Annotated in this window: 23 protein-coding genes and 1 riboswitch; of the genes, 7 read left to right on the top strand and 16 right to left on the bottom strand. The window is 60.7% G+C overall.

The window, feature by feature from the left end:
- Positions 1-74 precede the first annotated feature (74 nt).
- On the bottom strand, positions 75-203 hold the full coding sequence (locus ISN74_RS21255) for a hypothetical protein (protein ID WP_268235714.1): 129 nt from the start codon (positions 201-203) through the stop codon (positions 75-77).
- A 16-nt stretch (positions 204-219) separates the two neighbouring features.
- Positions 220-612: an acyl-CoA thioesterase gene (locus tag ISN74_RS18190; protein WP_188800768.1), complete on the bottom strand. Its 393-nt coding sequence runs from the start codon at positions 610-612 to the stop codon at positions 220-222.
- A 191-nt stretch (positions 613-803) separates the two neighbouring features.
- Here ISN74_RS18190 and ISN74_RS18185 point away from each other — a divergent pair, with 191 nt between their 5' ends.
- Complete coding sequence (locus tag ISN74_RS18185; RefSeq protein WP_188800589.1) at positions 804-3137, top strand: S9 family peptidase; 2334 nt, start codon at positions 804-806, stop codon at positions 3135-3137.
- A gap of 3 nt (positions 3138-3140) precedes the next feature.
- Positions 3141-4127, top strand: coding sequence for a DUF2268 domain-containing putative Zn-dependent protease (locus ISN74_RS18180; RefSeq protein WP_188800588.1), 987 nt, complete (start codon positions 3141-3143; stop codon positions 4125-4127).
- A gap of 107 nt (positions 4128-4234) precedes the next feature.
- On the opposite strand, the gene ISN74_RS18175 is transcribed toward ISN74_RS18180, so the two are convergent.
- The 4 genes from ISN74_RS18175 to ISN74_RS18160 form a co-directional block, all read right to left on the bottom strand.
- The gene (locus tag ISN74_RS18175; protein ID WP_188800586.1) at positions 4235-5452 is read right to left on the bottom strand and encodes an ABC transporter permease; all 1218 of its coding nucleotides are present in this window, start codon (positions 5450-5452) and stop codon (positions 4235-4237) included.
- A gap of 8 nt (positions 5453-5460) precedes the next feature.
- Positions 5461-6762 (bottom strand): ABC transporter permease, encoded by a 1302-nt coding sequence (locus tag ISN74_RS18170; protein ID WP_188800584.1) that lies wholly within the window; start codon positions 6760-6762, stop codon positions 5461-5463.
- Between the two features lie 133 nt (positions 6763-6895).
- Positions 6896-8734, bottom strand: a complete 1839-nt coding sequence (locus ISN74_RS18165) for a M56 family metallopeptidase (protein ID WP_188800582.1) — start codon at positions 8732-8734, stop codon at positions 6896-6898.
- A gap of 1 nt (position 8735) precedes the next feature.
- On the bottom strand, positions 8736-9122 hold the full coding sequence (locus tag ISN74_RS18160; RefSeq protein WP_188800580.1) for a BlaI/MecI/CopY family transcriptional regulator: 387 nt from the start codon (positions 9120-9122) through the stop codon (positions 8736-8738).
- Positions 9123-9344: 222 nt separating this feature from the next.
- On the opposite strand from ISN74_RS18160, the gene ISN74_RS18155 reads away from it, so the two are divergent.
- Complete coding sequence (locus ISN74_RS18155) at positions 9345-9974, top strand: DUF2076 domain-containing protein (protein WP_188800578.1); 630 nt, start codon at positions 9345-9347, stop codon at positions 9972-9974.
- A gap of 222 nt (positions 9975-10196) precedes the next feature.
- Positions 10197-10640 (top strand): hypothetical protein, encoded by a 444-nt coding sequence (locus ISN74_RS18150; RefSeq protein WP_188800576.1) that lies wholly within the window; start codon positions 10197-10199, stop codon positions 10638-10640.
- Between the two features lie 20 nt (positions 10641-10660).
- Here ISN74_RS18150 and ISN74_RS18145 read toward each other — a convergent pair whose 3' ends face one another.
- From ISN74_RS18145 to ISN74_RS18135, 3 genes are read right to left on the bottom strand one after another with little or no spacing between them, the layout of a single operon-like run.
- The gene (locus ISN74_RS18145) at positions 10661-11092 is read right to left on the bottom strand and encodes a GNAT family N-acetyltransferase (RefSeq protein ID WP_188800574.1); all 432 of its coding nucleotides are present in this window, start codon (positions 11090-11092) and stop codon (positions 10661-10663) included.
- 2 nt (positions 11093-11094) lie between these two features.
- A complete protein-coding gene (locus ISN74_RS18140) occupies positions 11095-11550 on the bottom strand; it encodes a GNAT family N-acetyltransferase (protein WP_188800572.1) in 456 nt (151 codons plus the stop codon).
- A gap of 14 nt (positions 11551-11564) precedes the next feature.
- Positions 11565-12587, bottom strand: a complete 1023-nt coding sequence (locus ISN74_RS18135) for a ribonucleotide-diphosphate reductase subunit beta (RefSeq protein ID WP_188800569.1) — start codon at positions 12585-12587, stop codon at positions 11565-11567.
- 139 nt (positions 12588-12726) lie between these two features.
- On the opposite strand from ISN74_RS18135, the gene ISN74_RS18130 reads away from it, so the two are divergent.
- Complete coding sequence (locus tag ISN74_RS18130) at positions 12727-13020, top strand: GIY-YIG nuclease family protein (protein WP_188800567.1); 294 nt, start codon at positions 12727-12729, stop codon at positions 13018-13020.
- Between the two features lie 102 nt (positions 13021-13122).
- Here ISN74_RS18130 and ISN74_RS18125 read toward each other — a convergent pair whose 3' ends face one another.
- The 4 genes from ISN74_RS18125 to ISN74_RS18110 all read right to left on the bottom strand — a co-directional run bounded on the left by ISN74_RS18125 (position 13123) and on the right by ISN74_RS18110 (position 18474).
- On the bottom strand, positions 13123-15525 hold the full coding sequence (locus tag ISN74_RS18125; protein WP_188800766.1) for a ribonucleoside-diphosphate reductase subunit alpha: 2403 nt from the start codon (positions 15523-15525) through the stop codon (positions 13123-13125).
- A gap of 307 nt (positions 15526-15832) precedes the next feature.
- A riboswitch (cobalamin riboswitch) is annotated at positions 15833-16043 on the bottom strand.
- A gap of 114 nt (positions 16044-16157) precedes the next feature.
- A complete protein-coding gene (locus ISN74_RS18120; RefSeq protein WP_188800565.1) occupies positions 16158-16454 on the bottom strand; it encodes a hypothetical protein in 297 nt (98 codons plus the stop codon).
- 67 nt (positions 16455-16521) lie between these two features.
- Entirely contained in the window at positions 16522-17811 is a 1290-nt protein-coding gene (gene tcuC, locus ISN74_RS18115) for an MFS transporter (protein WP_188800563.1), read from the bottom strand.
- 276 nt (positions 17812-18087) lie between these two features.
- Complete coding sequence (locus ISN74_RS18110; protein WP_188800561.1) at positions 18088-18474, bottom strand: peptidase C13; 387 nt, start codon at positions 18472-18474, stop codon at positions 18088-18090.
- Positions 18475-18641: 167 nt separating this feature from the next.
- On the opposite strand from ISN74_RS18110, the gene ISN74_RS18105 reads away from it, so the two are divergent.
- Positions 18642-19955: a hemolysin family protein gene (locus tag ISN74_RS18105; RefSeq protein WP_203546644.1), complete on the top strand. Its 1314-nt coding sequence runs from the start codon at positions 18642-18644 to the stop codon at positions 19953-19955.
- A gap of 213 nt (positions 19956-20168) precedes the next feature.
- On the opposite strand, the gene zapE is transcribed toward ISN74_RS18105, so the two are convergent.
- The 3 genes from zapE to ISN74_RS18090 all read right to left on the bottom strand — a co-directional run bounded on the left by zapE (position 20169) and on the right by ISN74_RS18090 (position 22709).
- Positions 20169-21284, bottom strand: a complete 1116-nt coding sequence (gene zapE, locus ISN74_RS18100) for a cell division protein ZapE (RefSeq protein ID WP_188800559.1) — start codon at positions 21282-21284, stop codon at positions 20169-20171.
- A 66-nt stretch (positions 21285-21350) separates the two neighbouring features.
- The gene (locus tag ISN74_RS18095) at positions 21351-22025 is read right to left on the bottom strand and encodes an alpha/beta hydrolase (RefSeq protein WP_188800558.1); all 675 of its coding nucleotides are present in this window, start codon (positions 22023-22025) and stop codon (positions 21351-21353) included.
- Between the two features lie 162 nt (positions 22026-22187).
- Positions 22188-22709, bottom strand: a complete 522-nt coding sequence (locus ISN74_RS18090) for a c-type cytochrome (RefSeq protein WP_188800557.1) — start codon at positions 22707-22709, stop codon at positions 22188-22190.
- Positions 22710-23203: 494 nt separating this feature from the next.
- Here ISN74_RS18090 and ISN74_RS18085 point away from each other — a divergent pair, with 494 nt between their 5' ends.
- Positions 23204-24508: an efflux RND transporter periplasmic adaptor subunit gene (locus ISN74_RS18085; protein ID WP_188800556.1), complete on the top strand. Its 1305-nt coding sequence runs from the start codon at positions 23204-23206 to the stop codon at positions 24506-24508.
- Positions 24509-24552 lie beyond the last annotated feature (44 nt).

The following is a 24552-nucleotide window of genomic DNA, read 5'->3' as shown; positions in this document are numbered from 1 at the left end:
CGACATCGCAAAGCGGCTGCGTGTCGTAAATTGAAGCATTGCCTACGGCGCTCGAAAGCTCCGCAGGCAATGCTTCAAATCACCAAATGCATGGCAGTGCGAGATGCGCGCCGCCAAGCAAAGGGGCCACCCTCTAGGCACACCAGCACTTTGCGCACATAGCGCGAGAGGTAGTTGCCGATGATGGTCCGTGGCTGCGACATGAGCTTGCCCCCGGTTTCACGCTTCAGGCAGCGGCGGCACCGGCGTCGGTGAGCCGTTGGAGTCGAGCGCAATCATGACGAAGCGGCCGGTGGTACAGACGCGGCGGTCGCCGGTGAGCGGATCTTCCGCCGTCATTTCCACTTCCACCTGCATGGAGCTGCGCCCCGTGCTAACGATGCGCGCCACCAGTTCCACGAGCTGCCCTTCGCGCACGGGCACCCGGAAATTGACTTCTTCCGAGCGGGCGGTCACCACAATCCGGCGCGCGTGGCGCGAGGCGACGATGAAGGCGGCTTTGTCCATCCAGGCCAAGGCTTGGCCGCCGAACAGGGTGCCCAGGTGGTTGGTGTGATCCGGAAAGACCATTTCCAGCAAGCGGGCTTCAGGCAGAGGGGTGCTCATTGAGATACGAGGCGAGGGGAGGGGCGTAAACAATATAGGCGGACATGTGCAGGCGCCACCGAAAGCATGCGCATTGGCGAGGCCTCAAGTACCTTTGGCAGGGGTAGGGGCCGAGGCCCCAGGGTTACGATGACAGGTTGGGGACAGCCGCCGTGGCGGCGCGTTTCGGTTTTTCGATAAGTTCATTGGGAGCAAGCATGCGTTCGACAATCGGCATGTCGCGCCTTTACGGCGCACTGGTGTGTGGGCTGCTGGCGGCATCGAGTGCCGGCAGCGCAATGGCCGAAGGCCGAACCTTGACTGCGCAAGATTACGCGCAGGCCGAGCGTTTCATGATGTACAACACGGCGCCGCTGGTGGATCACGCCGTGGGCACGGTGCATTGGCTGGATGGCGCGCATTTCTGGTACGTCGACCACGATGCTGGCGGTGATCACTACATGCAGATGGATGCGACGAACGGCGCCGCTTCCCCGCTGCTCGATCAGGCCAAGCTGGCCGCTGCATTGAGCAAGGCTGGCGATAGCGCGATCAAGGCGGACAAGCTCGGCATTACCGATTACCGCGTGGCTGCCGATGGGCGCGACGACATCGAGGTGCACGGCAAGCACTACCTCTGCAATCTCAAGGATGCTGGCGAATGCACGCTGGTGAAAGCCGGCAAGGAGCCGGGCGTGTTGTCGCCCGATCGCAAGCAGGAAGCCTTCATTCGCAACTGGAACATGTGGGTGCGCGATGTCGCCACCGGCAAGGAAACCCAGCTGACCACCAATGGTGTGGAGAATTTCGGCTACGCCACTGACAACGCAGGCTGGAAGCACACCGATAACGCCATTCTGGAGTGGTCGCCCGATTCGAAGCAGATCGCAACGTTCCAGCAGGATCAGCGCAAGACCGGCGACATGTATCTGGTGGAAACCAAAGACGGGCACCCGGCATTGCAGGCGTGGAAATATCCGTTTGCCGGCGACAAAGACGTCACGATGATCGAGCGCGTGATCATTGACGTGCCCGCGCACAAAGTCGTGCGCTTGAAGATGCCGGCCGACCAACACCGTTCCAGCCTGTGCGATGACGTGAGTTGCGGTGAAGACGGTGGCTGGGACGACGTGAAATGGGCGCCGGACAGCAAGACGCTGGCCTTCGTGTCCACGTCGCGTGACCACAAGCACGAGACGTTCCGCATTGCCGATGTGAAAACCGGTGAGGTGCGCACCGTCTTCCATGAAGATGTGCCCACCTATTACGAAAGCGGCAACGACATGGTGAACTGGCGTTATCTGCCGGCCGCCAACGAAGCCATCTGGTTCAGCGAACGCAATAACTGGGGCAACCTCTACCTCTACGATCTCGCCAATGGCCAACTCAAGCACGCAATCACCACGGGCGACGGCAACGTGACCCAGGTGCTGAAGGTCGATGACAAGACGCGCACTGTCTGGTTCCGCGGCGTCGGCCGTACCTCGGGCGTGAATCCGTATTACCAGCAGTTCTGGAAGGTGAGCCTGGATGGTGGGCAACCGGTGTTGCTGACACCGGAGCCAGCCGATCACGAGATCACCCTGTCAGACGACGGCAAGTATTTCGTGGACAGCTATTCGACCACGACCACGCCGCCAGTCACCGTGTTGCGCGATGCCAATGACGGACACACTGTTACGACCGTCGCCAAGGCCGACATCACGCGCCTGCTGGCAGCCGGCTGGCAGCCGCCCGAACCGTTCACGGTAAAAGCGCGCGATGGCAAGACCGATTTGTACGGCCTGATGTTCAAGCCCACGCATTTCGACCCGCAGAAAAAGTACCCGATCGTCGACTACATCTATCCCGGTCCGCAGACTGGTTCGGTGATGAGCTTCGGTTTCTTGCCGTCGCACTATGACAACCAGTCGCTGGCGGAATTGGGCTTTGTGGTGGTGGCGATCGATGGCATGGGCACGCCATGGCGTTCGAAGTCCTTCCACGATGCCTGGTACGGCAAGATGGGCGACAACACCTTGCCCGATCAGGTGACGGCGATCAAACAGTTGGGTCAGCGTTATCCATGGATCGATCTGGACCGCGTTGGCATCTGGGGGCATTCCGGTGGTGGCGACGCGACGGCCGATGCCATGTTCAGCTATCCAGACTTCTTCAAGGTTGGCTGGTCCGAAAGCGGCAACCATGACAATCGCGTCTACGAAGACGATTGGGCAGAGAAATGGCAAGGCCTGCTGACGGTCAACAAGGACGGCAGCACCAACTATGACAACCAGGCCAACCAGCTCATTGCCAAGAATCTCAAGGGCAAACTGATGCTGGTGCACGGATCGCTGGACGACAATGTGCCGCCGTACAACACGCTGCTGGTGGTAGATGCGCTGATCAAGGCGAACAAAGACTTCGACATGTTGTTCCTGCCCAATCAGCATCATGGTTACGCGTCGGATACGCCGTACGTGACGCGTCGCCGCTGGGATTACTTCGTGCATAACCTCGCGGGCGATACGCCGCCGACGGAATACGCGCTAAAGCCCTGGCCCTGGCGATAAGCCATGTCGACGCCGCGAGTAGTAACAGCATTGTTATTGCTCGCGGCGGCGCTGCCTGCATGGGGCGCCAACCAGACGCCATCGATGGCATCATCGTTTGCAGCGTTCTGGTCTGTTGCACAGGGACGGCCCCTCACAGAACAATTACAGCAATGGGATAGGTACATCGAGGCGCCACGCCGCGATGTTTATGCGTCCGTGGTGTGGGACACGCAGCACCATTCCGACTGGGCATTGCGCAAGCAACGTTATCTGCAGGCACGATTTGCCGACTATCCGTCGCTTGCTGCCGGTATTCCCAGCGAGGCCGCCTCGCTGCAACAGGCGCTGGAGCAAACGATTCCCCGCTTTGGTCGCTTGTTTTCGGATGCAAGCGCACGGCCGCTGGTGTATGAGGTACTCGCGCCGAATTTCGACGCCAAAAGTGGCGTGCTTGCAGACGGTACGCCCGTGCTGGCATTTGCCGTGGACAGCCTGCTGCTGGAAAAGGCCAGTCTCGATATTGTCGTTCCGCATGAACTCTTTCATCTCTATCACGCCCAGCATGCGGGTTTCAGCAACGATGGCGTGATGTCGGATGTTCCGCTCACCATCCCTTTGTTCGAAGAAGGTCTGGCGACCTATGTGAGCAGTCAGTTATCGAGTGGGCACGGTGATGGCGACCTGCTGCTGCAGTCGGATCTGGGGGATATTCCTGCCAGCCGCTTGCCCGAGATCGCGCGGCGTTTTCTTGTCGACGCGCGCTTCAAAGCCATCGACAGCCAGCATCCAGGCGCATTCAAGCGTTGGTTCAATGCGTCGGCCACCGCGTATCAAAGAGATCTGCCCAATCGCACCGGCTACTGGGTCGGCTTGCAGTTGATCCGTTATTTGCGCAAGAGCTATAGCCTTGCGAGCATCGCGTCCTGGACACCCCAGCAGGCAGACTCTGAGGTGATGTTAGCGCTGCACCAACTCAGCGCTACCGCTGAGGTGTCGTCTCCGCGTTGATTTCCGCAAAATCGGGGGGCATCCAAGCTGATGATGATCTTTGATGGCACCACACCGTCATCCCAGCTTTCGCTGGGATGACGAGCGAGCCACACGCTGCGGACTCGTCACGCTGACCGGATCGCCATCACAGGCGGCACCGCCGCCGCGCGCAAGGCCGGCCCAAGCACGGCCAACTGCCCGAGCAGCCATAACGAGAGTGCGCCGATCATTAAATAGTTCGGCGGCAAGCGTGCTTGTTCGTAGTACTCCATCAATACGATGTTGAGCGTGTAAGCCAAGAGCGAGCCAAGCACCACGCCTGCGCCGACGATCAGCAGATTTTCCCCCTGGAAGTAGTGCAGGATATCGCTGTGTGTCGCGCCCAATGCGCGGCGGATGCCGATGGAACGTCGCCGTTGCTGTACCCAGAAATTAGCCAGGCCGGCAATGCCGATCGCTGTGACGGAAAAGAGGCCGAGCGCCGCGGCGATCAACAGGCTGATCATCGTTCGGTTGCGGTGAAAGTAATCGGAGCGCAGCTGCGAAAATGTCTGCGTGTCCTGCAGAATACGGTTGTCGTCCAGTCTGTTCAGTACGTCCGAAGCCCGTTGCAGGATGTGATCCCGCTCGCCTGCCGACGTGCGCAACACATAAGTCACGTCGTTCATATCCGGCAGCAGCGGAAACAGGGTGGCGTATTCGTCGTCGCCACCTTCGTGCGCATGCGGCCGCGCCAAGTGATCGACCACGCCCACTATCCGCACCGGCTTGTCGCCGGGATAAATCGCTTTGCCCAATGGATCCTGCCCGGGGAAAAGTTTCTCGGCCAACGCGCGAGTGATGATGGTGACGGCAACGTGATCGATGCCGGCCCAATCGTGCGCGCTGCCGACGGGAATGTATTCATCGGGCAGGAAATCGCGACCTTCGACCAGATGCAGGCCGAGCGTTTCCAGTTCCCTTGGTGTGCCGTTGAATGCGGTGGCGCTCGCGCGTGCCGGGGCATCCGGAGACAACGCGATGCCGTTGGTCCAGTCATTGCGATTGAAGGGCAGCGCATCGATAGCTGCGGCGGATTTCACGCCGGGAATCGCACGCAATGCCGCCAGATCGGTAGTGTGGCGGACCAGCGGTTGCGCGTTGTCGTCCAGGTCCGAGCTGTCGATCATCACCAGTTCGTCTTCAGCCACACCGCTGACCTGATGAAGTTGCGTGATGCTGTGAGTGATCATGAATGCGACATTGCACACGATGGCACAGGTGAGGCTGACCTGCAGCATCAACAAAAGCGCAGGGAGCTTGTGGCGCTTCAGGCTGGCGAGTATCGGTGGCAGCGATGACATGGTGGGCCTCATTGCGTTTTGAGTTGAAGCGCCGGCGGAATGTTGCATGCTCGCCACGCTGGCAGCAGTCCAGCGAGCACGCTACTCAGCACGGCCAGTAAAAGGGTTCCCGCAAGCATGCTGATATCCATCTGCGCGAGGTGCGCGTAACCATCCGGCCGCTGGCGTACGCTCCACAGGCCTAGTTCGGCGAGCCCCAATCCCAGCATGCCGCCGGCCATCCCGATGACGGCTGCTTCCATGCCCAGTTGCAGGAATAGATCGCGGCGCCGTGCACCGAGCGCGCGCCTTACGCTGAGTTCGCCGCTGCGACGCAGGAACTTCGCCAACAGCAGGCCAACGATGTTGATCATGCAAACGCCGAGAAAGCCAAGCGCCAGCCAAAGCTGCAGGCGTAGATCGTCGGGAATGACATGCTGGTAGGCGAGCCAGTCCATCAATCCGTACAGATGCACGTTCACCGGCCGAGTGAAGCGGCCATGCGCCTGCTGTTCGCGCCAGTAGTTGGCCAGGAAGTCGCGATAGCCGAGCACACTGGCCGGATTGCTCAATTGCACCCAGAACTGAAGCCAGGTGCAGTGATCGCTGGTGCGTGTATCGCCACTGCTTCCCCAGCACCAAAGTCGGCCCTGCATATCGAAATTCAGTTCCATGGCGGTTTGCAACGGCAGAAACAGTTGGTCCGTTTGGCCGAACGATCGCTCGTTGACCGACGCATAGAAGGTGGGCTGCGGCTGCCAGTCATCGAGCACGCCGATGACGCGGAAGTCGATGTTCTTTAGCCGTACCGTGCGGCCAATACCTGGCGCATCGCCGAACAGCTTGCGGTTGAGCGAGGCATTGAGAACGACCACGCGCGCATGCGATTCATCGTCCTCGCGGGTCCAGCCGCGCCCGGCGAGGAAAGGTGTGCCGAACATCGGGAAGAAATCTGCCGTCACGTAATGCCCATGTTCAAAGAATGGCTTCTGTGAAGGGTTGTCCGGACGAATGGGCAGTCTTCCGCCGGACATCGCAGCCTGCTTCTCGGCGCGCGCAGCGTGCAGCAGATTCAGGGCGTCGGGCCAGGTCAGGTCGTCGTCCGGCGTCGCACGTTTGGGCTGGCTTTCTCGCACGGGGCTTGCGTCGATCACGGGAACGTACAGATACCCGCTTCGACCAGGTAGCGGATCGCCAGACATCACATGCAACACGGTCGCCATGGTCATGCTGGCGCCAATCCCAAGTCCGATGGCGAGAATCATCAACGCCGTGATGACTCTGTTTCGCTTGAGACTGATCATCGCAAGCGAAAAGTAGTAAACCAGCATGGTGCGAAACTCCCTATGGTCAAAGAACGGACGCAAAAGCTCCTGCCGCCTGCTTGCGCAGACGCTTGCGTTAGCGTCTCTGTGAGGTGATGCGGTGCTGCGTAGATCGGGCAAATTTGCCCGATCTACATCTTCAGCGGGTGACGGGTTCGGCCAGACCTTTCGCCAACGCCTTGTCCAGCACTTTGTCCAGCCGTTGTTCGGCTCGCTGTGCCTCAGCAGCTTGGTGTGCCGACATGGCGGCTTGTTGTTTCGACAACGCCGCCGCCTGCCTGGAGAGCTCCGCTGCGTCGCGATCGAGTTCCTTGTTTTCGCGCTGGATTTCGGCTTCTTCCGCGGCGATGCCAGCAAGCTGTCCGCTCAGACCCGCTTCTTCCGTGGCGTCTTGTGTGGCTTGCATACCCGCGCGTTGTGCCTCAATGCTGGCGCGATGTTCGGCTATCTTCGCTTCACGACTGGCTAGCGCACCTTGGCGCGCGGCGATGCCGCTTTGCTCGCCGGCCAGTTCACCTTGCCTGCCTGCGAGTTCACCTCGCGTTTGCCCGAGCTCGCTGATGGGCTCGTAAGCGTCTTTGGCTTCCTGCACCAGATCCACATCGTGTACGACATAGGCTTTGTTGCCACGACGGAACCACAGCAGCGGGCTGTCTCCGGTGCGCAGGCGTCGCGCTTCGGCCATATCGATATCGCTGCCATTGATCATGACGGTGTCGCCATCAAACAGCGCAACACCCTGCGATGCTCCTGAATGGGTTTCGATGTCGACATGGCGCGAGAAATTGAAAGCGTATCCGGATGGCGGTGCAGGAGGTGCCGGAGGTACGGGTGGTAAAGGTTTTGCAGCCGGCACAGGAATGGATGCTATTTGCGCCGCCGCCGGCGCAGCCGGAGCCGATGGTGGAGCAGGTGGCGCGGGAATGTCTGCAATAACGGTTTGTGCAGCGTTTGTCGCGGTGACGCGATAAGGGAGGATGCCAACCACTGCGATAAGTGCAACCAGCATCCAGCCATACGTGCGCGGCGTTGCATCGTTCACGCTTTGCTGTAACAGCAATAGCCGCCGTTTCAGATTCTGGAACGTCGACGACGCGCCGGCCAAACCCGCATGGGGTGGATGTGCAACGCCGAGGCGCAGCAACAGATGACCATAGCTCTGCGGTGCTGCGTGCTGCCGCTGCACTACCTGTGCATCGCAGGCGGCTTCGCGATAGACAGCGTATTCGCGCATCGCCCAGGTCACCAGCGGATGGAAGAAGAACAGGCGCTGCGCGATAGCCGGCACCCAGCCCAGCCACAAGTCACCGCGGCGCAAATGGGCCAGTTCGTGCGCAAGCGCCATTGCCAGCTCTTCGGATGACAGGGTTTGCCGTGCTGGCAGCAACACCAGCGGACGCCACCAGCCCGTGACCTGCGGCGACACGATGGCATCGGACATGCGCAGATGCGGAACATGGCGCAATCCCAGCGCATGCGCTTGTTCGGCGCAGAGCAATTGAAGCTCAGCTTCGCGCAGCGGTAGCGAATAACGCACCATTGCACGGTTTTCGCGCCACTCCCGCAGCGCAAACAGTCCGTGCAACAACACGCCGAGCAGCCACAGCGCAACTATGGCTTGCGGCCAGGACCACGTTGGCAAAGACGCTGACACGTCAGTGTTGTCGTAAGCCGTGGATGCGATCGCTGCAGCCGTCGTGGCCATGTCGCTTGCGGTCCTTGGCGCGATGTTTTGCGTGATCGCAGCGGCAACGGGGTTGGTCGGCGCAAGCCAGTGCAATTGGACCGGCGTGCTGATCGTCATGCCGAGCACCAATTGTGCGGCCACCAGCCACCACAACATGCAACGGATCGCCGGCGACAGGCGCGGCATGCAGCGGCCAAGCAGCCAGAGCGCACCAATCAAAACGGTGGCCTGCGCAGCAGCCCAGAGGAGGCGCGCGAACAGGGTGTCGGTGAAATCAAATAGCGCGTTCATCTCAGGGCTCCTTGCGCTGCGATTGCAGTTTCACCACCAAAGCTTCAAGTTCGGCCAGTTCGTTATCGCTGACTTCGGCTTTCTCGGACATCCATGCCACGAAGGGGGAGAGGGAGCCGGAAAGCGTCTTCTCGACAAACTGGCCCACTGCGTTGCGCATCACCTCGCCAGGGCCGGAAGCCGCGCTGTAGCGGTAAACGCCGTCGATCTGGCGGCGCTTCAGGTAGGACTTCGCGCGCAGGCGCTCCATCATGGTCAGCACAGTGGAACGGGCCAGGCCGCGTGACTCGCCGAAACCGGCGGCCACCTCCCCAACCGATGCGTTTTCGTGTTCGGCCAGATACTGCAGGAGCGCCAGCTCCTGATCCCCGATGCTTGGCTTGGACATGGTCATAAGGCTCGTGACTACACGTGTAGTCACGCTACGCCATGACTACACGTGTAGTCAATAGGCCGTTCGGCCCGTTCGCACCGACTCAGATGAACTGAACATCAGCGTCACGGAAACACACACGGCACTGGATGCGCCCCTTGAGGTCACATATGTCGTGCATATTTCCAACACAACCGGCATCGCGCCGGTGTTTGTTTAGCGCGTATTGGAGACCCCATGAATCCCCAGGAACAACTGCTTCTCGACGATTTTCTTCAGCGCCTGGCCGCCGTTGGCGGCGTGGCCAAGGACGCCCAGGCCGATGCGTTGATCCGCCAGCGCCTGGCTGGCCAGCCCGATGCGCTTTATCTACTGGTTCAGCGCAGCCTGCTACAGCAACACGCACTGGATGCCGCCAAAGCCCAGATCTCGCAACTGCAAGCGCAGTTGGCCGGGCAGCAGGGTGGCGGCAGCTTCCTTGGCGGCCAGCAGTCCTCATGGGGCACACCTCCTCCCATGCCGCAGCAACAGGCGCAGGCTCCAAGTTGGCGTGAGCGCCTGTTTGGTGGTGCACCGGCAGCGCCACAGGGCGGGGGTTCCAGTTTCCTGTCCAGCGCCGCTACTACGGCGGCGGGCGTCGCGGGCGGCATGTTCTTGTTCAATGGACTGGAAGATCTGCTCGGCGGCCACCGCGGTGGTGGCTTCTTCGGCGGCGGTCAGCCGGAAGTGATCGAGAACGTTACGGAGAACAACTTCTTCGACGACGGCAATCTTTCCAATAACGGCGGCGGAGATTTTTCGTCTACCGGTTTTGACGATGCCAACTTCGACGGCGGTGGTTTCGACGACGACAACAGCTGGACGTAAGTCGCTGCCTGACGGTGTCAAATGAAACGCCCGGGACCGCTTGGTTCCGGGCGTTTTCGTCGGGCATACCGCTGTCTTGGCAAGTGGAGCCAGCAAGCCAGTTGGTTAGCTTGACGAGGTGATGCCTCAAAATTTAATGTGCAAATCCAGTGGCCTTGGCAAAGGCCCTGTTGTCTTTATTAGGATCGCCATCGAGCGCCGCATAGGTCACAGGGGAGTGAAATGCGTAGAGCCGTCCGTTTCCTGGTGTTGCTTGGCGTGTGTTTCCTTGCGGCTTGTCAGACGCCCGAATCCGTCAAGACCGCTTCTGAAGTTGCCTCGAAGCCGCAGGTCATGTATCGCGTCTCCTATGCGGGACAGCAGATCTATGCTGGACATTGGTACAACCTCAATGTCGATTGCAGCATCAACAACATTCCTGAAGGAACGATTCTGAAGCCACCGGCGCATGGCGTGGCTCAATTCAAAGTGATTGAGGATTATTCCAACTACTCAAGCACAAATCTGCGGTCCCCCTGCAACAAACAGAAGAGCAAGTCGCTGGCTCTGTTCTACACGCCTGAAAAGGGCTATACGGGCGATGACAGTGTGCTGGTGAAGGTCGTTTCCCCGCCAACGATGTTTGGCCAGTGGAACTATCAGATTCGGGTGGAACCCGCACGTTGACGTGCCACGGTGCGGGACGCCTACGCTGACGGCAGCAGATCCTTGGTAAGAAAAATTCGGCTGGTGCCTGGTGGATCACAGGGAATGGCGCCGAATTCGCGCCAGCCGTGTTTCTTGTAGAACTCCGGCGCCTGGAAACTGATGGTGTAAAGCACCGCTGCACGGCAACCGCGCCGGCGTCCCTCCGCTTCCGCCATCTGCAAGACCTGGCTGCCGATGCCCGATCCGCGCATGGCTTCAGGAAGGAAGAAAACGTCGAGAAACAGCAGGCCCAAAGAGGTGCGGCCGGTGACGCCACCCAATGTCTTGCGCGTTTCAGGATCTTTTACCAGCACGGCCAGCGGACGCCGATCTGCGATGCCGCTGATGTCGACGTTGAATTGATCGAGGCCGTCGGAGATCACAGCGATGTCGGTAACTTCCGGCGCATCCGTGACAACGATGTGGGGCATGCTCATGCTGATGACGATTCGCTTGATGAAGCAGTGAGATCTTTGGTGAAGAAGATACGACGGCTTCCCGGTGGATCGCTGGGAAAGTTGCCGTACTCGCGCCAGCCGTGTTTCGTGTAAAACGCCGGCGCCTGGAAATCGTTGGTGTGCAGCAGGCCGATGCGGCAACCGCGACGGCGGCCTTCTTCTTCCGCCATCTGCAACAGCTTGCTACCCAGACCGTGGCCACGCATGGACTCGGGCAGGAAAAATACATCGACAAACAGCACGCCGCGCGATGTACGCCCGTTCAGTCCGCCAAGCACTTCTTGCGTGGCGGGATCCTTGACCAGCAAGGCGATCGGACGCTGATCGTCGATGCCGCTCGCCGCGAGGTTGAACGCGTCAAGCCCGCGGCGGATCGCCGCCAGTTCGCTGGTTTCCGGTGTGTCGGTAAGAACAATATGCGGCGAATCCATGCGAGCAATGATCGTCAGAACGTCATGTCGAACGCAACCTCGCCCTGTACGCCGACCTGGTACGCCGAGACACGTCTTTCGAAGAAGTTGGTCACTTCCTGCACGTCCTGCAGATCCATGAAGTCGAAGGGGTTCTTCGCGCCGTACTTCTTCGGCAGATCAAGCTGGGTCAGGCGCTGGTCCGCGCAGTATTCCAGATACTGGCGCATGTCCTTCACCGACAGGCCAGCAACACCGCCGGAAAGCACGTCTTCGGCAAACTGCGTTTCGCAGGCGATGGCTTCTTCCAGCATGGCTTCAACCTGTATGCGCATGTCTTCGTCGAACAGATCCGGCTCTTGCGCGCGCACCTTGCGTACCACTTCGAACGCAAACGCCATGTGACCCGACTCATCGCGGAACACCCAGTTAGTGCCGGATGCCAAGCCATGCAGCAGGCCGCGAGAACGAAGGAAGTACACGTAGGCGAACGCAGCAAAGAAGAACAAGCCTTCGATGCAAGCCGCAAAGCAGATCAGGTTGAGCAGGAACTGCCGGCGCTGTTCGCGCGTTTCCAGTCGCTGCACATCCTGGATGGAGTCGATCCACTTGAAGCAGAACGCACCCTTCTGCTTGATCGAGGGAATGCTCTCAATTGCGGCGAAGGCTTTGTTGCGCTCGTTCGGATCGGGAATGTAGGTGTCCAGCAGCGTGAGATAGAACTGCACATGCAGCGCTTCCTCGTACAGCTGGCGCGACAGATACATGCGCGCTTCGGGCGCGTTGATGTGCTGATACAGATTCAGCACCAGGTTGTTCGCCACGATGGTGTCACCGGTGGCGAAGAATGCGACCAGGCGGTGAATCAAGTGGCGATCCGCATCGGTCATCTTCGACTTCAGGTCGGTGACGTCCAGCGAGAAATCGACCTCTTCCACCGTCCAGGTGTTCTTGATGGCGTTGCGGTACATCTCGTAGAACTCGGGATAGCGCATCGGGCGCAAGGTGAGTTCGAAGCCGGGCTCGAGGATGTGGTGAGCTTTTGATGTGTCGGACATGAGGTCCTCGATTTATAGCGTGTAGGGAGTCGCTGGGTCCCGGCCTTCGCCGGGACGACGGGTATGGAGGGCGCGGAGCGATTTGCTGTCTCGCTTCAGGCGGCGATGATCGGGCTTGGTATTTTCCCTGATCAGTAGCATGCGTTCACGACAACCCTGCGTATATATGCTTGCAAGCAAGCGAAATGGAACATTGTATGTAGGGGTTACGTCCGATCTTGTTCAACGGGTCTGGCAACATCGGAATGGTTTAATTCACGGATTTACCAGATGTCATGGCGCGCATTGCCTTGTCTGGTATGAGCTGCATGACACGATGGAGTCGGCAATCAGACGAGAAAAATTGTTGAAGCGATGGCATCGGGGCTGGAAGTTGCGTTTGATAGAAAACGCTAATCCTTACTGGCGTGATCTCTTTCCAACTCTCCTCTAACTACCATCCGTCGTCCCGGCGAAGGCCGGGACCCAGTGTCTTTGACTATCTTGTACTTCAAAGTCGCTGGGCCCCGGCCTGCGCCGGGGCGACGGGTTGTGGTCACTGGCAGGCCTCGCAATATTCCGGATTCTCCAATGAGCAGAACACGGCAGCAGTGGCCGCTTCCTGCGCATCGGCAACGGGCGCGGCTACAGCCGCCGCGGTCACCGTCGTCTTGGCAATCTTCGTCGCCGGACGCGAGCGCAGGTAATACGTGGTCTTCACGCCGGACTTCCACGCATACATGTACATCGAGCTCAACTGACCGATGTTCGGATTTTCCATGAACAGGTTCAGTGACTGGCTCTGGTCGATGTATGCGCCGCGTGCGGCAGCCAGATCGATCAGCGCTTTCTGCGGCAGCTCCCACACGGTGCGATAGATCGCGCGCAAACGTTCCGGAATGGCGGTGATGCCCTGGATCGAGCCTTCCGCCAGCTTGATCGCGTCACGGATTTCCGACGTCCACAGACCCAGCGTCTTCAGTTCGTCCACCAGGTAGCGGTTCACCACCAGGAAGTCGCCTGAGAGGGTTTCGCGCTTGAACAGATTGCTGACTTGCGGCTCGATGCATTCGTAGCAGCCGGCAATCGAAGCGATGGTGGCGGTCGGTGCGATGGCGATCAGCAGCGAGTTGCGCAGGCCCTTGGTCTTGATGGCTTCGCGCAATGCGTCCCAGCGTGCGGTGTCGTTGGTTTTGGCATTCGACCAGTAGTCAAATTGCAGTTCGCCATTTGCAGCGCGGCTTTCGGCAAAACCAGGATGTGCGCCGTGCTGTTCGGCCAGCGCATTCGACTGCGACAGTGCGTTGAAGTAGATCTCTTCGGCGATGCGCGTGGACAATTCCAGCGCTTCGGCTGAGTCGAATGGCAGGCGCAGCTTGAAGAACACGTCCTGCATGCCCATCACGCCTAGGCCGACCGGACGCCATTTGCGGTTGGCGGTGGCTGCGGTGTCGATCGGATAGAAGTTGAGATCGATCACGCGGTCGAGCTGGCGCACGGCAGTACGCACCGTCGAAGCGAGCTTGGCGAAGTCGAACGCACCGTCCACCACGTGGCGTGCCAGGTTGATCGAACCCAGGTTGCACACGGCCGTTTCACCGGCGTTGGTGACTTCCAGGATCTCAGTGCACAGGTTCGAGAGGTGGATGACGTTCTCGGCCTTGGCGGTCTGGTTGCTGGTGGCGTTGCTGCGATCCTTGAAGGTGATCCAGCCGTTGCCGGTCTGCGCCAGCGTGCGCAGCATGCGTGCATACAGTTCGCGCGCCTTCACCGTTTTCACGGCCAGACCCTCGGCCTCGGCTTTATGGTAGGCGCGCTCGAACGTTTCGCCCCAGCTGTCGACGAAGTGCGGCACGACCTTGGGATCGAACAGCGACCAGTTGCCGTCGTGTTCGACGCGGCGCATGAATTCGTCGGGAATCCAGTTGGCCAGGTTCAGGTTGTGCGTGCGGCGTGCTTCGTCGCCGGTGTTGTCGCGCAGTTCGAGGAATTCCTCGATGTCCGCGTGCCACGGTTCCAAGTACACGCAGGCCGCGCCTTTACGCTTGCCACCCTGGTTCACCGCGGCGACGGAGGCGTCGAGTGTCTTCAGCCACGGGACCAGGCCGTTGGAGTGGCCGTTGGTGCCCTTGATCAGCGAGCCGCGCGAACGCACGCGCGTATAGGCCAGGCCGATACCGCCGGCGAACTTGCTGAGTTTGGCGACGTCGCCGTATTTCTCGTAGATCGATTCCAGCGAATCTTGCGGCGAGTCCAGCAGGAAGCACGAACTCAACTGCTCGTGTGCAGTGCCTGCATTGAACAGCGTCGGCGAGCTGGCGATGTATTCCAGCGAGGAAAGCAGGCGATACAGCTCCAGCGTTTCGGCAATCTCATTGCCGCCCAGTGCGCAGGCGATGCGCATGAAGAAGTACTGCGGTGTTTCGATCACTTTGCGCAGCTGCGGATGGCGCAGCAGGTAGCGGTCGTACACGGTGCGCAGGCCGAAATATTCGAAGCGGCGCGTGGCGAGTCCATCGATAGCATCGTTGAGTTTGCGCGAGTTGGCAGAGACGAAATCGCGAAGGCGCGTGTTGACGATGCCCAGCTCGGCGCCGCGTGCGATGGATTGCGAGAAGCTCTGGATTTCCTGCCCGCTCACTTCCTTCTCGATGAAGGCGCCGAGCAGGCGCGCGGCGAGCTGGCCGTATTCCGGCTCCTCCGCGGTGAGCGCCGCGGACGTGCGGATGGAGAGCTGATCCAGCTCCTGCGTGCTGGCGCCGTCATACAGGCCACCGATGGTTTTCAGCGCCACGCGCAGCGGATCGACCGCATGCAGGCCTTCGGCGCTGCGCGTGACCGCGCGCACGATCTTGTTAACGTCCACGATTTCCTGGCCGCCGTTGCGCTTGGTAACGCGCATCTGGCCGGGGTTGTGGGGAGGAGTCAGGGCAAAGGGAGCTTCAGCAGTAGCGGACATCGTGACAGTGTTGGCAGTGGCCGACGTGTCGACATCGGCGGAAAAGGCGGACGACTCTGCGCGGGCGTCAGTACGCTCGCGCGATTCGGTATCGATAGGTTGCATGTCGGGCGCTCCGGGCTGCGGAACCTGCCGTGACCAGACTTCTCGGGTCCGGTTCGATCAGGACAGGCTCCAGATTTCAACCGCCTGCTCCCGCGCGCAGGGCTGATGTGGCGGTTGCCGCGGTAGATCGCATTACACGGTTAAGGACATCCGCGTCATGCGACCCGCCTCCCCGCGGAGGCCGTCACGTTCGGCATGACACTCCGGTCACGCCGTGTCGGCAGGTCTTCGGACTCGCGGACATGGGCCTTGCGGCCCGCCTACTTGCCCTGCTTCCCGGCACCCCCTGGGCCAGTGCACGATGGGCTTTCGTTTCCACTTACCGCTGCGGGGCAGTCCCGGATTCACACCGGATTCCCTTTAGCCAACCTCGAAATAATCCGAGAGAGGCGACCGACGGGACACAACATATCGGGGTCGACCGGATCGGTCAACCCAATAATTTGTGGATAAGCAGTGGATAAGCCACGAAGGACCAAGCGGGATGCGGCCTGCGGGAAATTCGTGATTTTCAGGTATGGGTCGGGTTACGGAACGACCGCAATCACGATCGCCAGCCACATCAGCACCATGCCCGCGGCGAAGGTCCGGCGGGCCGGCACGATCCGTTCGTGACCGTCTTCAGGTATCGGGGTGGTGATCAGCCAGATCGTCGAACCCAGGGCGCCGAAGCTGAGGAAGGCCAGGCATACCACCAGGATGTCGGCCCAGCGCCATGGCACCGGTTCGTGGACGCCCCAGTAGCCGAGAAAGGCCATGCCCATGGCCGACATGGTGGCGGAGGCGGAGCAAAGCCCGACGACCGATCCGGTGGGTGCGCGCATCGCTGGCTCCGAGCGGGAGAAGGCGAGCCCTAGGGTAGCGCACGGTTGGCGCAGCGTTGGGCCCAGATCAGGAAAGGTGCTGCATCCGGCTGCGCGGATCCCGGAAAGCGATCAGCGTAGCGACGAGCCCGCACAGCGCCGCAAACGACATCCACAAGCCTGGCGCCGCTTTGTTGCCCGTGACATGAATCAGCCACTGCGATATCGCCAGGCTGGAACCACCGACCGTGGTGGCCAGGCTGTAAGCCAGCGAAAAGCCGGTCGTGCGTACATCCGCCGGCATGATTTCGGTCAGCGTCACCACCATCGCGCCGTTGTAGCTGGCATAGATGAAAGACAGCCACAGTTCCGCGCTCAGCAGCGTGCCGAAATCCGGTGAGGCGACCAGCCAACGCAACACCGGATAGGCGCTTAGCAAGGCCAGCACGGTGCAGGCGAGCAGTAGCGGACGGCGGCCAATGCGATCCGAAAGCGAGCCCATCAACGGCAACCATACAAAGTTGGAAATGCCGACACACAGCGTCACCACGAACACATCGAACTGCGACAGCTTCAGCACTTCGACGCCAAAGGTCGGCGTGTAGGCCGTGATCAGGTAGAACGACACCGTCGTCATCAGCACCATCGCAACACCGACCAGCACGACCGGTCCATTGGCGAGCATGGATCGATAGATTTCACCGATGTCGGGCTTACGTCGTGCGAGAAAGGATTCCGTTTCCTCCAGCGATCGGCGGATCACGAACAGGAAGGGCACGATCAGGCACCCAATCAGGAACGGCACGCGCCAGCCCCAGTCGGTGATGGCTTGCGGCGGCAGCCAGTATTGCAGCAGCAGGCCAAGCAGGGCCGCGAATACGACGGCCACCTGCTGGCTGGCCGATTGCCACGCGCAATAGAAACCGCGATGCCCAGCCGTGGCGATTTCGGACAGATAGACCGACACGCCACCGAGTTCCACGCCCGCGGAAAAACCTTGCAGCAGGCGTCCGGCTACCACAAGCAACGGAGCGAGCACGCCGATGGTGGCGTAACTGGGGACCGCGGCAACCAGCAGCGTGCCCACCGCCATCAGACAAAGCGTGAGGATCAATCCGCGCCGGCGTCCATGATGGTCGATATACGCGCCGAGCACGATGGCGCCGACAGGTCGCATCACGAAGCCGGCTGCAAAAGCCAGCAAGGTAAGCAGTAGCGAAGCGTAGGCGTTATGGCTGGGAAAGTACGCTCTGGCGATGGCCGGGGCGTAATAGCCATAGACCATGAAGTCGTACATTTCGAGAAAATTACCGCTGACGACACGGATGATGGCCTTGAAGCTGTCACGTCGTGAGCGTGGTGTTGCGGTGTTCGTCATCCGTATTTACCTCGGTCACTCGTCCCGGCGCATCCACTGTTGCCCGGTGAAACTTTTCATTTACCGGTGATCTGCTCCCTCTCCCCTTAGGGGAGAGGGCTGGGGTGAGGGGCCGGGCTTGCCATGAGCGACACGTTTATCATGCCATTCCCGTTGTTCGGCGCAGACGCACTGCATCCACTTCGCAAGATTGGCCCCTCATCCCAGCCTTCTCCCCGGAGGGGAGAAGGAGCTGACTCCACGCTCCGCATCGGGACCCTTGTCATGCATGCGTGTCTACATGCTTACGTCGATCTCGACCGGGTAGTTGACCGAACCTGGCACTTTCGGCGGTGCTGGAAAGGTCCAGACCGAAAACTCACCGGCCAGGCAGCGGGCGACGGGCGTGGGTGCCTGCACTTCCACATTGAGCGCGCGTCCGTCCGGCGAAATATCCGCAACCAGGGTGAAGGGTGATTTGTCAGCGGGCGCATTGCTGGTGATGCAGCCGCGCAACGCCTCGGTCATCGGCTCCTTGATCTTGTCCCAGAATTGCTTCTGGTAAGCCGGACCGGTGGCGCTGCCCTCCAGCATCTTGGCCTGCTGAACGCGTTGGGTGAAGGTATCGCCTGTGGTGGCAGGCGGCGAGCCGGCGAGCAGCGCAAGGGCAACGACAGTCAGCATGGCAGTTTCATGGCGGTGCGGGGCATCCACCGTACCAGCACAGATGCCACGCCGTGAAGGCGCCGCAGGATCTCACGTTTGTGTCGTTAGCTCGTACCATGGGAGAAGCATGACGCGGACAGGAAGGGTTGCGTGGACAGTGAATGTATTGCGAAGGATGCGGAGCGATGAATGCGTGGATAGGCGTCTTTACGGTCTTTCTGCTGGTCGCCGCCAACGGCTTTTTCGTCGCAGCGGAATTTTCGCTGGTGGCCATCCGCCGCAGCCGTGTGGCCGAGCTGGTGGCTCAAGGGCGGGCGAATGCTCGTGTGCTGCTGCGCACGGTGGATCGTCTGGATGCAAGCCTGGCCGCGACCCAGCTTGGCATTACGCTGTCTTCGCTTGCGTTGGGCTGGGTCGGTGAACCCGCACTGGCGCATCTGATCCTGCCGCTGCTCGAAGGCTGGGCAGGAAGGTTTGCCGGCATCGGTGCGGATGTCATCGCGATCGCCATGGCATTCAGCATCATCACCGCCTTGCACATCGTGCTGGGCGAACTCGCGCCCAAGAGTCTGGCCCTGCAGCGCAGCGAGGGTACGGCCTTGTGGGTGGTGCGGCCGCTGAATCTGTTCCTGTTCCTGTTTCGCCCCGCCATCGTGGTGTTGAACGGCATGGGCAATCTGGTGCTTCGCGCTTGTGGCCTGCGTCCGGGTGCCAGCGAAGACATGCTGCATTCGGCCGAGGAGCTGAAGCTGCTGGTATCGGCCAGCCAGGAGGCGGGTCTGCTCTTGCGCACCCAGCAGGAAGTGGTCGAGCGCGTGTTCAATATCGGCGATCGTCGCATTGGCGACATCATGACGCCACGCACCGACATCGTGTGGATCGATGTGGAGAATGAGCGGGATACGATCGTGCGCACCCTGCGCGAATGCCGCCATGAGCATATCCTGGTGGCACGCGGTGACATCGATGAATTGCTGGGCATGATCACCAAGCGTGATCTGCTCGATCAGCTTCTGGATGGCCGTGAGCTGGATTGGCAGAGTGCACTGCGCACACCACTGTCGATTCAGGAGTCGATGCCGATTTTCAAGCTGCTGGAACGTTTCCGCGAAACGCCTTTGCGCATTGCGATCGTGCGCAATGAATATGGCGGTCTGGAAGGCATCGTCACCCAGGCCGATTTGCTCGAAGCAATGGTTGGGCATCTGCCGGAAAGCGAAGGCGACGAACCCGATATTGTCGAGCGCGAGGATGGAAGCTTGTTGATCGACGGCGCTTGTCCCGTGTTCCAGATGTTCGAACGGTTGGGATGGCGTCAGCCGGTGGAGCGAAGCTCGTATCACACCGCTGCAGGTTTCGTGCTCGACAAGCTCGCGCACATACCGCAGGTCGGTGAGTACTTCGTGTATGAGGGCTGGCGGCTGGAGGTGGTCGATACGGATGGGCGGCGTATCGATAAGTTGTTGGCGATGCGTGAGGCAGGGAACGACGGATCTTGAGACATATACCAGAGATCCCGAATCCGTCGCCCCGGCGCAGGCCGGGGCCCAGCGTCTTTAGGGCGTGTCGCCAAACGCGAAAACGATCATTTCGCGACAGAGCCGAGTCGTCGCTGGGTCCCGGCCTGCGCCGGGACGACGGGAAATGACGGTGACGCAAGCGTTGCGTTCTCAAGCCCTGACAAAGGGCGCAAACGTCGCATCGTGGATGCATCACTCCGCCCGATGCGGCAACGCCAGATACTCCTCACTCTGCATTTCAATCAGCCGCGATTCGGTGCGGCCGAATTCAGCGCGCAGGCGTTCGCCATCGTAAAGCTCGGTGATCGGTGCAGCGGCGGAGAGGATCAGCTTCACATGGCGGTCGTAGAACTCGTCCACCAATTGGACGAAGCGCTTGGCCGGATCTTCGCTGTAGATGGTGAACTGCGGCACGTTGGAAATGATGACGGCCGGGCCAGCCTTGGCCAGCGCAATGTAGTCCGCCACTGCGCGTGGGCCATCGCACAGCGCCGCAAAATCGAACCACAGGATATTGTCCGCGCGCTTGCGCACCGGGATCGGACGATCGTTGATGATCAGCGCGCCGCCGTCGATCACGTCGCCCTGTGCCTGGCTTGCAAAGATGCGGGCCAGTTCGCGCTCTGCCTCGGCGCCCGGCGGTGTGTGATACACGGGCGCATGAGTGAGCGCGCGCAGGCGCCAGTCATGGGATGAGATCATCTCGACCACATGGCAATGTGCTTCGATCGACGCGATGGCGGGCAGGAAACGCGCGCGCTGCAGGCCATCCTTGTACAGATTGGCCGGTGCGGTGTTCGAGGTGGTGATGAGCGTGACGCCACGTGCGAACAGAGCGTCGAACAGATTGGCCAGGATCATCGCGTCGCCGATGTCGTTGACCAGGAATTCGTCCAGGCACAGCACGCGACAACGTGCCGCAATGCCCTCGGCGACATCCACCAGCGGGTTTTGTCGCTCGCCCAGTTCGCGCAGGCGCTCGTGCACTTCGCCCATGAATCGGTGGAAATGACGGCGTAGCGCCACGCCATGCGGCAGGCTGGCCGCGAACAGATCCATCAGGAAGGTCTTGCCGCGACCGACGCTGCCCCATAGGTACAGTCCCGGCACCGCCTGGTGCTCATCGGTACCGAGCAGCGATTTCAGACGGCCAAACAGGCCGTTGCTGTTTCCATTGCCGGCGCTGGCGCAGAGCGCCGCCTGCATGCGATCGAATTCAGGCAGCACGGCAAGCTGCGCCGGATCGGAAGTCCAGCGATGGGCGGCAACGCCTTCTTGATAGCGCGCGCTGGGGGAGAGTTGGGTCATATCAGAAATGCCAGATACGCCGTCCCGGTGCAGAGCTTGCTCTGGGGCGACAGAATACGAAGTGCATCAATCGCGAGCGGGCGGCAGATAATCCAGCGCCCAGTGCTTCACTGCGCCACGCAGATCCATCAGCCGCCGATGAAAGAAGTGGCCAGTTTCCGGCATACGGATCAATTCGGGCGGCGGCTCCAGGCTGTCGATCCAGTCGAACACAGCTTGGGGTTCGACAATCTCGTCGTCTTCACCCATCACCACCAGCCAGGGGCAGGTGGGCAGCGCGAGCGTTTCGTGCTCCCAGCGGCCGATCGGTGGTGCGATGCTGATCAGCGCGTCGGCCTTGAAACGCACCGTGTTGCGCAGTGTGACGTAGCTGCCGAAGGAGAAACCGGCCAGCCACAACAGATCGTCGGGGCGCGTCTTGCGCACCCACGCGACAACAGCGGCGAGATCTTCGCTCTCGCCAACGCCGTTGTCGTACTCGCCCGCTGATTCGCCGGCGCTGCGGAAGTTGAAACGCAGCGTGTCCAGGCCGGATTCGCGCAGGCTGCGATCCAGCATGGTCACCACCTTGTTATGCATGGTGCCGCCGTCCTTGGAGTTGGGATGGCAGATCACGGCGGTGCCGCGCCGCGCGCCAGGGCGCTCAGCGACGTCGCTGACGGCTTCGAGCGAACCAGCCGGGCCCTCCAAGGTGAACTCGGTGAGCTGGTCGGGGAAATGCGAGGGATCAGGGGATGTCATGGGGCTAATAATAGCCGGTGCCGCGTTTCTCGCTCGTCATCGCAGCCCTCGCCGGGATAACAGTACGGCAATGTTGGATATACCTATGAATAAAACGAGCGCGCGCCTGGAACAACAACGCCGCTCAAAGGCGGCGTTGCATAGACAAGCGGTTCGCCAGGATTACTTGGACTGCTCCACCATCCAGCTCACCGCCGCCTTCACCTGTGCATCATTCAGGCTCGGATAATTGCCTTTCGGCGGCATGGTGTTGCCGTCCGGGCCGTGGTAGCCGTTGACCGCGTGCTGAACCAGGGTGTCGATGCCTTCGGCGATGCGCGGCGCCCACGCTTCTTTGTTGCCGAGCTTGGGCGCGCCAAGCACGCCGGCGGTGTGGCAGCTGGTGCAGACGCCGTCAAAAATCGTTTTGCCATCGGTGGTGCCACCAAACGCGACTTGCGCGGCGGCGGCCTTGGCTGCCGCTTCCTGCGCTGCCTCCATCGCGGCGCGGCCGGTGTTGCCGGCGTAGACGGCGCCATTCGGAGCCAGACTGGCGGAGAGTTGCTGGGCAGCGTTCGGATTGACTTCCTTCGGCTCGCGTTCGTAGATCGTCCACGCGGTGAAGATCAGGACCAGGGTTAGTACGCCGAGCCCGGCGATAAGTAGCGAGAACTGACGCAAGAAACTCTGGTCGGATTTGCTCATGGAACCGCTCACGCAATACTCCAGTCATCAAACGATTAATCTGGAAAGCCACCACGTCCCCCGTGGCGTGCCTTGTCGCCCCCCTGGGCGACCATGCGCCGCGGACCATTGAGCCCCCGCGGACAATGAGGTTCCGAGTATAGACGAAGCTCGCGGTAAGTTAGAAACCTTGCCCGGCCCGAATGCAGGCAGTGCGCTGATAGCGCTTTAAGCATGGAATTGATAAAGAGAACACATATGAATATCCGTGCAGGCAAGCAGTCATGCCGGGCTGCTACGCTTGGCCTCCGTGGCTGCCGCAGCGTTCATGGGGTGCGCGCCGGGTGATCCGGACAGTCTCATGGGACCCTGCCATCGGTCATAAGGCACCTGTGTCAACCGGCATTGTCCAATCTCGTTGATCCAACCCTATGCTTGCAGGCAAGACGTAGGGCTAGTGCCTTGTTCGCGCCGGTGGGGTCGGGTGGTCCCCCGTTTTATTCCAGGAGTTTCACATGTCGCGTTTTTGGAAGATCGCGTTGATCGTGATCGCCGTGCTGGTGGTGGGGGGAGTCGCCTTCCGCTTGCTGCACAAACCTGAAGCAGCCAACGGTGGCTATGGCCATCATCGTGAGGGTGGTCAGGGTCAGCAGGCGAGCCAGGGTGGTTCTGGGCAGGGGCAATCGGGTGGCAACGGACAGGACAATGCGCCTGTGCCCGTCACGGTCGAATCCACTGTCAAACAGAATGTGCCGGTCTATCTGACTGCACTTGGCACGGTGACGGCGCTTAACAATGTCACGGTCAATCCGGAGATTGGCGGTCAGCTGTGGACCATCAACTTCAAGGAAGGGCAGGCGGTGAAGAAGGGTGATGTGATCGCCCAGATCGATCCGCGCACGTATCAGGCCGCGTACGACCAGGCCGTAGCCAAGCAAAAGCAGGACGAAGCCTCGCTGGCCACCGCGATCAGCACCTTGGATCGCAACCAGCAACTGGTGGGCAAGGGCTATGTGGCTGCGCTGGACATGGATACCTATCGCAACAACGTGGCGCAGCTCAAAGCGACGGTGATTGCGGATGAGGCCGCTGCGCGCTCGGCCAAGGTGAGCCTGGATTTCACGCGGATCATCTCGCCGATCGATGGTGTGGCCGGTATTCGCAACGTGGACCCGGGCAACGTGGTCACCACCACGACCTCGATCGTCACCCTGACCCAGATCCAGCCGATCTACGTGATCTTCAGCCTGCCTGAGCAGAATCTGGAGACGGTACGCGATGCGTTCCAGAATGGCGCGAACAAGCTGGAGGTGATCGCGCTCGATCGCACCGATTCGCACCCACTAGATACCAGCGGGTTCCTGCAGGTGGTCGACAACCAGATCGACACCACCACGGGCACCTTCAAGCTGCGCGCCCAGTTCAACAATCCCGACAGCAAGCTGTGGCAGGGCCAGTTCGTCAACGTGCAACTGCGCGTGCAGACGGTTGCTGGCGGCCTGGTGATTCCGTCGCAGGCTGTGCAACGCGGGCCGGATGGCGATTACGTCTACAAGCTGCAGTCTGATCAGACGGTCGCCATGCAGCCGGTTACGGTGGCTGGCGAAGTGGGCGACAGCCACGTAATGATCAGCAAGGGTCTGGATGATGGCGACCAGGTGGTCACCGAAGGCCAGTTCCGCCTGAAGCCGGGCAGCAAGGTGCAGGCGCTCAAGCCGGGCCAAGTGCCGGCTGCGCCCGCAGCGTCGGATGCCGACAAGAAGAAATGGAAGAAGCAGGGCGGTGGCCGCCGTGGTAATGGCGGCGGCGGTGGTGGCTGATGATGCCGATATCTCTCCCTCTCCCCTCCGGGGAGAGGGCTGGG

This window comes from Dyella caseinilytica, from assembly GCF_016865235.1.
Lineage (GTDB): Bacteria > Pseudomonadota > Gammaproteobacteria > Xanthomonadales > Rhodanobacteraceae > Dyella_B > Dyella_B caseinilytica.
This window is presented reverse-complemented; position numbering and strand designations above follow the sequence as displayed.

Excerpts from the sequence above, each read along its gene's own strand:
- ISN74_RS18110 (WP_188800561.1), bottom strand. The coding sequence starts at position 18,474 with ATGCTGACTGTCGTTGCCCTTGCGCTGCTCGCCGGCTCGCCGCCTGCC.
- ISN74_RS18155 (WP_188800578.1), top strand. The coding sequence starts at position 9,345 with ATGAATCCCCAGGAACAACTGCTTCTCGACGATTTTCTTCAGCGCCTG.
- ISN74_RS21255 (WP_268235714.1), bottom strand. The coding sequence starts at position 203 with ATGTCGCAGCCACGGACCATCATCGGCAACTACCTCTCGCGCTATGTG.
- ISN74_RS18105 (WP_203546644.1), top strand. The coding sequence starts at position 18,642 with ATGAATGCGTGGATAGGCGTCTTTACGGTCTTTCTGCTGGTCGCCGCC.
- ISN74_RS18165 (WP_188800582.1), bottom strand. The coding sequence starts at position 8,734 with ATGAACGCGCTATTTGATTTCACCGACACCCTGTTCGCGCGCCTCCTC.
- ISN74_RS18185 (WP_188800589.1), top strand. The coding sequence starts at position 804 with ATGCGTTCGACAATCGGCATGTCGCGCCTTTACGGCGCACTGGTGTGT.
- ISN74_RS18090 (WP_188800557.1), bottom strand. The coding sequence starts at position 22,709 with ATGAGCAAATCCGACCAGAGTTTCTTGCGTCAGTTCTCGCTACTTATC.
- ISN74_RS18135 (WP_188800569.1), bottom strand. The coding sequence starts at position 12,587 with ATGTCCGACACATCAAAAGCTCACCACATCCTCGAGCCCGGCTTCGAA.
- zapE (WP_188800559.1), bottom strand. The coding sequence starts at position 21,284 with ATGACCCAACTCTCCCCCAGCGCGCGCTATCAAGAAGGCGTTGCCGCC.
- tcuC (WP_188800563.1), bottom strand. The coding sequence starts at position 17,811 with ATGACGAACACCGCAACACCACGCTCACGACGTGACAGCTTCAAGGCC.
- ISN74_RS18175 (WP_188800586.1), bottom strand. The coding sequence starts at position 5,452 with ATGTCATCGCTGCCACCGATACTCGCCAGCCTGAAGCGCCACAAGCTC.
- ISN74_RS18160 (WP_188800580.1), bottom strand. The coding sequence starts at position 9,122 with ATGTCCAAGCCAAGCATCGGGGATCAGGAGCTGGCGCTCCTGCAGTAT.
- ISN74_RS18095 (WP_188800558.1), bottom strand. The coding sequence starts at position 22,025 with ATGACATCCCCTGATCCCTCGCATTTCCCCGACCAGCTCACCGAGTTC.
- ISN74_RS18145 (WP_188800574.1), bottom strand. The coding sequence starts at position 11,092 with ATGCCCCACATCGTTGTCACGGATGCGCCGGAAGTTACCGACATCGCT.
- ISN74_RS18085 (WP_188800556.1), top strand. The coding sequence starts at position 23,204 with ATGTCGCGTTTTTGGAAGATCGCGTTGATCGTGATCGCCGTGCTGGTG.
- ISN74_RS18170 (WP_188800584.1), bottom strand. The coding sequence starts at position 6,762 with ATGCTGGTTTACTACTTTTCGCTTGCGATGATCAGTCTCAAGCGAAAC.
- ISN74_RS18125 (WP_188800766.1), bottom strand. The coding sequence starts at position 15,525 with ATGTCCGCTACTGCTGAAGCTCCCTTTGCCCTGACTCCTCCCCACAAC.
- ISN74_RS18130 (WP_188800567.1), top strand. The coding sequence starts at position 12,727 with ATGCGTTCACGACAACCCTGCGTATATATGCTTGCAAGCAAGCGAAAT.
- ISN74_RS18150 (WP_188800576.1), top strand. The coding sequence starts at position 10,197 with ATGCGTAGAGCCGTCCGTTTCCTGGTGTTGCTTGGCGTGTGTTTCCTT.
- ISN74_RS18120 (WP_188800565.1), bottom strand. The coding sequence starts at position 16,454 with ATGCGCGCACCCACCGGATCGGTCGTCGGGCTTTGCTCCGCCTCCGCC.
- ISN74_RS18180 (WP_188800588.1), top strand. The coding sequence starts at position 3,141 with ATGTCGACGCCGCGAGTAGTAACAGCATTGTTATTGCTCGCGGCGGCG.
- ISN74_RS18140 (WP_188800572.1), bottom strand. The coding sequence starts at position 11,550 with ATGGATTCGCCGCATATTGTTCTTACCGACACACCGGAAACCAGCGAA.